Genomic DNA, 6916 nt, shown 5'->3' on the forward strand with positions numbered 1-6916 from the left:
AATTGCCCTAAACAGAATTTTAAAGTGCCATATACGCCCTGAGCCAGTCGAAGGGTCTTGGGGCTTTCAATAAACCCACTGCAAGCCAAACAACCAGGCACTCAAAAACACAAAACTCACCAGCAAGTAACGCCGGTTCCAGTTCCAGGCCAGATGGCGTGGCGACACCTGACTCAGGTGACCCACGATCGACACCGAAATGGTAAACGGCGAGGAATTCACCGTTAAACACCAGGCCGACATCAGACCCAATGCCAGCAATTCATTGGTTAATCCGAAGCTTGCTACCGGTTGCAAGGCTGACGCCAGTAACGTGACCGAGACGATGGGGTTAAACCCGACCTGGCCGAGTGCGACGGTCAGGATCATTGCAACAATAAGCAAGTAATAACCGTTTAAGTGTAACGAAGACACCAGCCACAACACCTGAGATTCAGTGACCAGACCGGTAATGGCTGCACCGAGAAAACCCGCCCCGGCCAGTAAACTCACTTCACCACTGAGCGGCGCCACCTGATTGGGAATATCGGTTTTCAGCCGGCGGCCGAGCAGAACCAGGGCACCCCATGTGCCTGCCCGGTTACCCTGCCAGGCAAGCCAGCCAATGCCGACTAAAGGGCTGATCATAATAACCGCCAGCGTCAGTGACAGTTCGGTCGTGGTTTCGAGCAAGAATGCACCGCCGGTTAGCAGGCCGATCAGGCCAACCAGTTGCACAGCCGGTTGCCAGCTGTAGCGTTTCTGGCTGGCTTCCATACCCGGTGGGGCCCGGCGCGGATTGTGCCGAAAATCCTGAATCCAGCCGATCAGTATCAGCAACAGGGCGGTGACAAAGCCGATGGGCAGAATATCCTGCCAGCGCAGCCCGGGAATAATGGTCAGCAGCAGGGCCAGCGTGATGGAGAAGGGCGAAGTCATCGGCAGGGCGGCAAAACCGCGCAACATAGCCAGTGACATACGGCGCTGACGGGTGCGCTGGATGCTGACATTGCCAGCCGCCGCAGCCAGCGTGTTGCCCCGGGTCACCATCAAACCAAGCAGATGCAATACACCAAAGTTGAGAATCAGCCCAAACAGCGCCGTGGTATAGCTGAGAATACCGTATCGCCGGGCGGGCGGCTGATTCACCGCCAGTGCACCGCAACGCCGTACCATGCGTGACCGCTGAGCCGCCAGGCGCAGAAAGCTCAATGCAACCAGAAAGGTCGAGAAGTACCCGGCGCGGTCGAATGCCGTGCGCAACACCGCCCAGGGGTCTTCGGTCCAGGGCAGAAAGAAGCCGCTGCACAAAGCCAGCCCGACCAGTATGCGCGGCGACTGGGGCAGTCGGCGCCAGCGCACAACAATAAAGGCGATCAGCGCGAAACCGGCGATCCAGAGGGCGGGCTCAACATTGGCCAACTGATACAACAGCGTACCGGCCAGCAGTGTTGCCAGCAGCGATAAAGCCAGAAAGCGGTGCAGGGACATGAGGCAGAACAACTCGGGCGTTACAGCAACTCTAGCAGTGTAAGGTGTCGCGTTCTATAAAGCGAAGACAGCGACAGGCTTGAAAGGTGCCAGGAAATTATTGTGTTGTGCAGTAGCCGTGGAGACCTTCTGTTACAAAATATTCAACTAAAAGGTTGACTAATAAAGTTTCAGGTATATATTCAACCATATGGTTGAACAAAGTAATAAACAAGCGCTTTCGGACATTCTGAAAGCCACCAGCGACACCACCCGCCGCTCCCTGCTGACCACCCTGGTTCAGGAAGGCCCCACGCGGGTGACGGATCTCGCCAACCATTATGAAATGAGCCTCAATGCGGTGAGTAAGCACATTAAAGTGCTCGAAGCCGCTGGACTGGTCAGCCGCAGAACGCTGGGCCGAACCCATTTGATAGAGGCCAACCTGGAGCCGATCCAAAGGATCGACAGCTGGTTTCAGAACCTGAGAAGTATTTGGGACCTGAGGCTGGAAAAACTGGACCAACTGCTGCAAGAGGATCGACACCATGACTGACCTGACTCTAAGCGTAACCCGCACCATCAAAGCCCCGATAGAACGCGTATATAACGCCTGGCTCGACCCTTCCACCCTGGCCCAATTCATGCTTCCCGGCGAAGGCATGAGCGTGCCCAAGGCCGATACCGACCCGCGTGTGGGTGGCCGTTTTGCCATCACCATGGCCGCCGGTAGCGATGAATTGCCGCATGGCGGTGAATACAAAGAGCTTAACCCGCACAACAGAATCGTCTTCACCTGGGAGTCCCCTTTCTCCATTGAAGGCTCTACCGTCACTGTTGAACTGAACGAAGTGGCGGAAGGTACTCAGGTTGAACTGACCCATGTGAAGTTCCCGAGTGAGGATTCCCGAAACAACCACGAAAGTGGCTGGGCCAACATTCTGGAAGCACTGAACACCGTGCTGAGCTGATCGGCTAAGCTTTCAGGGCTAGCACTCATTAACCACCAAGGAACCTAACTATGGAAGATTTCTCAGCAGTCAGCTGGCTCGCCGTCTTAACCGGTACCGTCGTCGCTTTTCTGGTCGGCTGGGCCTGGTACAGCCCCTCCGTCTTTGGCAAGAAATGGGCGGAGGGTTCGGGTGTGAGCCTGGGCAGCGCTCAGTCCATGCCGGTGTTCGCTATGGTGTCCCAGCTCGTGGCGCTGCTATTGCTGGCCATGGTGATCGGACTCACTGCGACCATTGATGCGTTGTTTACCGCCATCCTGACGATATTGGCAGTTGCGGTTTTTGTATCGTCGATGGCTGCTTTCGTGAAAAAGTCGGCCTACGCGATAGCCGTCGATGCTGGCTACGTCATCGTTGCCGGCATCGTCATGATCGTGGCGCAGGGTATTTTTTAAACGGAAGGGGGGGTGCTACGGGTAAGCAACCCCCTTCATGAAAGCGTCATGGGCTTTGTGCTATCCTGTCAGACCTCAGCCATGTTTACAGGGCCTTCAATGCGCATTCTTACCGACACCCATGCCCACACCGTTGCCAGCGACCACGCCTACAGCACCGTGCACGACTATTTTCAGATCGCCTGCGACAAGGGCTTGCAGCTGTTCAGCATTACCGACCACGCCCCGACCATGCCCGACGGCGCCCATTACTGGCACTTTGGCAACATGAAGGTTATTCCCAGGGTGGTCAATAATGTAGGTCTGTTGCGCGGCATCGAGGCCAACATCCTGGAACCCGAGGGCGGCCTGGATATCCCCGACAAACTGCACCAATTTCTCGACTTCGCCATCGCCAGTTTCCACGAACCGGTGTTTGCACCGGCGGATAAAGCCACCTGCACCAGAGCGGTGATAAACACGATCAAGACCGGCGAATGCCAGATTATCGGCCACCCCGGCAACCCGAATTTCCCGCTGGATTATGAAGAGGTGATTCGGGCCGCGCGCGACAACAATGTGGTGCTGGAAATCAACAATTCCTCCTTCTCACTATCTCGCCTGGGCAGCGAACCCAATTGCGTACACATCATGGAACTGATCGACCGGCTGGACTGGAAAGTGAGCTTTGGTTCGGATTCACACATTGCATACAGCGTGGGTGATTTTGACCATGCCATCGCCCATGCTGAACGAATTGGCTTTCCCGAGCATCGCATCGTCAACGCCAACACACCCCGGTTTTTGCGGTTCCTGGGTGAGCACGATAAGCCAGTCGCGCAAGAGATGGCAGAATGGGCGAACCAGTTTGAGACCCACGTCAGTTAACCACAGTTGTTAATTCTGGTGTCATGAGTCAGAAATTCATAAAAAACAACCGCTATAGAATCCAAGGGCTGTCGGGTGCGTCTACTAGTGGCCGTTAGACAACATGGACTAAAACGCCGGGAGTGTTTTAGCATGAGCGAAGCGAGCCCCTAGGGTGAATCCCATGGAGGGGTTCACGGCGTGCCTCCAGTAGACGTACCCGATTGCCCGCTTGGCACTGTAATAACGGCAACCAGTGAAGCGAGTTACACACCGAATTTCTGACTCATGACACCAAACGCCGAAGCACTACAACCGCCCAGCCTCAATAATCCGATCCAGAAACGCCCGGGTGCGTTCATGTTGGGGCGCGCTGAACATCTGATGTGGGTCGCCTTCTTCGAGAATCCGACCTCCTTCCAGAAAGCAAACCCGGTCGGCCACATCGCGGGCGAAACCCATCTCGTGAGTGACGATGATCATGGTCATGCCCTGGGCTTTCAGCTCCTTGATGATGCCGAGCACCTCACCGACCAGTTCCGGGTCCAGCGCGGCGGTCACTTCATCGAGCAGTAGCACATCCGGCTTGTTCATCAATGCGCGAACGAAGGCCACACGCTGCTGCTGACCACCGGATAATTGCTCCGGGTAGGCTTTGGCAAAGCTGCCCATGCCGAAGCGGTCGAGCTGTGCCAGTGCCTGTGCCTCGGCTTCCTTCTTGCTTTTGCCATGCACTTTGCGCGGCGCCAGCGTCAGGTTATCCAGCACCGTTAAATGCGGAAACAGATTGTACGACTGAAACACGATGCCGATGCGCTTGTGCAGCCCTACCTTGCCAAAGCGTTCATCGGTGACCGGTACGTCATCGAGACAGATGTCACCGTAGTCGGCTTTTACCAGGCGGTTGATGCAGCGTAGCAGGGTCGACTTGCCGGAACCGGAGGCACCAATCAGGCACACAACTTCGTGCTGTGCGACGGATAAATCCACCTGATCCAGCACCAGATTATCGCCAAAATACTTGGTCACCTCGAACAATTGAACACGCGGCAACGGTTAACCCCCTATCTGCAAACGACGAGCACGATCGCGCTGGGTGACGTAATCTGCCAGGCGCGCCATGGGAATGGTGGCCAGCAAGAACAGGCCCGCTGCAACGATCAGAGATGAATAATTGAACGTACTGGCAGTATAGATTTGTGCTTCACGCACCGCATCGCGCACGCCAATAATTGACAACAACGCCACGTCTTTTTGCAGCGCAACGACAATATTCATCATCGCCGGCAACACATTGCGCAGCGCTTGCGGCAGGATGGTATAGATCATGGTTTGCCACTCGGTTAAACCCAGTGACTTGGCGGCGGCCCACTGGCCTTCGTGTACGGCATCTATCCCAGAGCGGTAGATCTCGCAGACATAGGCAGAGTAGCTAAGCACCATGGCAACGGCACCCCAGAACAAACTGCTCGACGGCAGCCCGGGCAGGTTGAGTGCCGGTATACCGAAGCCGAACAGCAACACCAGTAGCAATACCGGCAGGCCCCGGAACAGATCAATATACAGAATGACCATCAGCCGGAAGGGGGCAAACCAGGGCGCGCGCAGTGACCGGATAACCGCCAGCGCAATGCCGAGAAACAGGATGCACGCCAGCACGATCAGCCAGATGCTCATATTGATCCAGAAACCCTGTAAAACGCGCGGGAAGGCAGCGACCATGGCATCGATGTTAAAGAATTGCAGCTTGATACGCGGCCATTGCTCGGCCGAGGTTATCACCCAGGCCATAGCACCAAAGACAACGACAATACTGACAATGCTGATAAGACTGGGTGCCAGCGCCTCGCGCCAGTCGAATGTGCGGCCAGGCGGTGGCGGAGGCGGGCGCCGGGTGGCGCCGCCTGAGGGGCCCTGTTCGGGCAGGTGGCTGTGTGTCATTGGGTAATAATGGGCAGGTCAGGGTCGGCAATGAGGTATTCGGCTTTCAGGTCTTCGACCACATCGCGCTCGATCACGGCGGTTATTGCGTCGTCTACCCAGTCAACCAGCGGGTTGTTGTATTCAAACAACAGGCCGTGGCCCCGGTCGTTTTCATCCGGCGGCAACAGGGCAACGATGTTGGCTTCCGGGACCTGAACGGCGGTGACGTACAAGGCTGTCGGCAGTGAGATCAGTGTGCCGTCGATCTGACCGGCACGCATTGCCTGAAATACATCCACTTGTTCGTTGTAAATAGCAGCCTCGGTGATGCCCAGCACGTTGACCAGGTAGTCGTTATCGGTGGTGCCGATGGTGGCACCCCAGCGCGCATCACGCAGGTCATCGTAGCTGGTCGCGTCTTCCAGAGGGCTGCCCGGCAGTGCAAGCACGGCCTTTTCCGGCTGGAAATACACCTGGCTGAAGCTGACGATCTGCTTGCGTGCCTCGGTGACGGAAATCTGCTGGATGGCAAAATCGTAGGGCTTGTTGCCCGGGGCGATTGCCTGGTCGAACGTCTGGCTAACCCAGACCACGTCGTCAGCATCGAAGCCCATTTCATCGGCCAGCGCATACACCAGGCCATTTTCGAAGCCTTCACCACCGGCCGGGTCGTTATTCAGCATCCAGGGCGGGTAGACCGGGTCACCGGTGCCCACGGTCAGCTTACCGGGAGTGACCAGGCGCGGGTCCATGGTCGTTCGCTCTTCAGCGAAGGCCTGGGTAAATACGGTCATCAACAGCGAAAACAGAACGATCAAAGCACTTCGAAAGGCAGTACGTTCAGACATGACAGACTCCATTGTGAAGGTCGCAAGCGACCGAACGAGGGTGTATTTCACTGGAATGGCGCGTCGTAACTGGCGACGGGGGGTCAGAGATATTCACAGGAAATCCCCGGCAATGCTGACGAATAGCGGCTTACAGGTCAAGTAGATCGAGATAGACGGAGTGTTTGACAGGCTCCGGACGGGCATGCCCGGGGGCAATAAAAAATGACCTTACATGTGCCTGTCCATACTGACCTTTCAGAAGGCGTGATTGGATTAATCGGTGAAAGGCGTACTGAAGGATGGTCGATTGAAGGAAAGGGCGGAATTGGTTTGCCAGGGTCAGCTAAGCCCTTGAAATAACAACCAATTGTGGACTTGGGATGATAAATCTGTATACTGCGCCCCGTTACGCGCCCGTAGCTCAGCTGGATAGAGCGCTGCCCTCCGGAGGCAGAGGTCAGAG

Annotated in this window: 8 protein-coding genes; 4 read left to right on the plus strand and 4 right to left on the minus strand. The window is 56.2% G+C overall.

Translation table 11 applies throughout. The annotated features are described in order from the left end of the window. Positions 1 to 66: 66 nt before the first annotated feature. Positions 67 to 1470, minus strand: coding sequence for a hypothetical protein (locus WEB54_RS08590; protein WP_368055082.1), 1404 nt, complete (start codon positions 1468 to 1470; stop codon positions 67 to 69). A gap of 190 nt (positions 1471 to 1660) precedes the next feature. Here WEB54_RS08590 and WEB54_RS08595 point away from each other — a divergent pair, with 190 nt between their 5' ends. From WEB54_RS08595 to WEB54_RS08610, 4 genes are all read left to right on the plus strand, one after another. After that, complete coding sequence (locus tag WEB54_RS08595) at positions 1661 to 2005, plus strand: ArsR/SmtB family transcription factor (RefSeq protein WP_368055084.1); 345 nt, start codon at positions 1661 to 1663, stop codon at positions 2003 to 2005. Further along, positions 1998 to 2420 (plus strand): SRPBCC domain-containing protein, encoded by a 423-nt coding sequence (locus tag WEB54_RS08600; RefSeq protein WP_368055086.1) that lies wholly within the window; start codon positions 1998 to 2000, stop codon positions 2418 to 2420. Before WEB54_RS08595 ends, WEB54_RS08600 begins: the two co-directional genes overlap by 8 nt. Before the next feature lie 50 nt (positions 2421 to 2470). Continuing rightward, the gene (locus WEB54_RS08605) at positions 2471 to 2854 is read left to right on the plus strand and encodes a DUF1761 family protein (RefSeq protein WP_368055088.1); all 384 of its coding nucleotides are present in this window, start codon (positions 2471 to 2473) and stop codon (positions 2852 to 2854) included. 99 nt (positions 2855 to 2953) lie between these two features. Continuing rightward, the gene (locus tag WEB54_RS08610; protein WP_368055089.1) at positions 2954 to 3721 is read left to right on the plus strand and encodes a phosphatase; all 768 of its coding nucleotides are present in this window, start codon (positions 2954 to 2956) and stop codon (positions 3719 to 3721) included. Positions 3722 to 4009: 288 nt separating this feature from the next. Here the strand turns inward: WEB54_RS08610 and WEB54_RS08615 are convergent, their stop codons facing one another. Genes WEB54_RS08615 through WEB54_RS08625 form a run of 3 tightly spaced genes read right to left on the minus strand, consistent with a single transcriptional unit; the run spans position 4010 to position 6471 of the window. Next, complete coding sequence (locus WEB54_RS08615; protein ID WP_368055090.1) at positions 4010 to 4753, minus strand: amino acid ABC transporter ATP-binding protein; 744 nt, start codon at positions 4751 to 4753, stop codon at positions 4010 to 4012. Between the two features lie 3 nt (positions 4754 to 4756). Beyond that, positions 4757 to 5641, minus strand: coding sequence for an amino acid ABC transporter permease (locus WEB54_RS08620; protein WP_368055092.1), 885 nt, complete (start codon positions 5639 to 5641; stop codon positions 4757 to 4759). After that, entirely contained in the window at positions 5638 to 6471 is an 834-nt protein-coding gene (locus tag WEB54_RS08625; RefSeq protein WP_368055094.1) for a transporter substrate-binding domain-containing protein, read from the minus strand. The genes WEB54_RS08620 and WEB54_RS08625 overlap by 4 nt, the downstream gene beginning before the upstream one ends. Between the last annotated feature and the right edge of the window lie 445 nt (positions 6472 to 6916).

This window comes from Saccharospirillum sp., assembly GCF_040881935.1.
In the GTDB taxonomy this organism is placed as follows: Bacteria; Pseudomonadota; Gammaproteobacteria; order Pseudomonadales; family Natronospirillaceae; genus Saccharospirillum.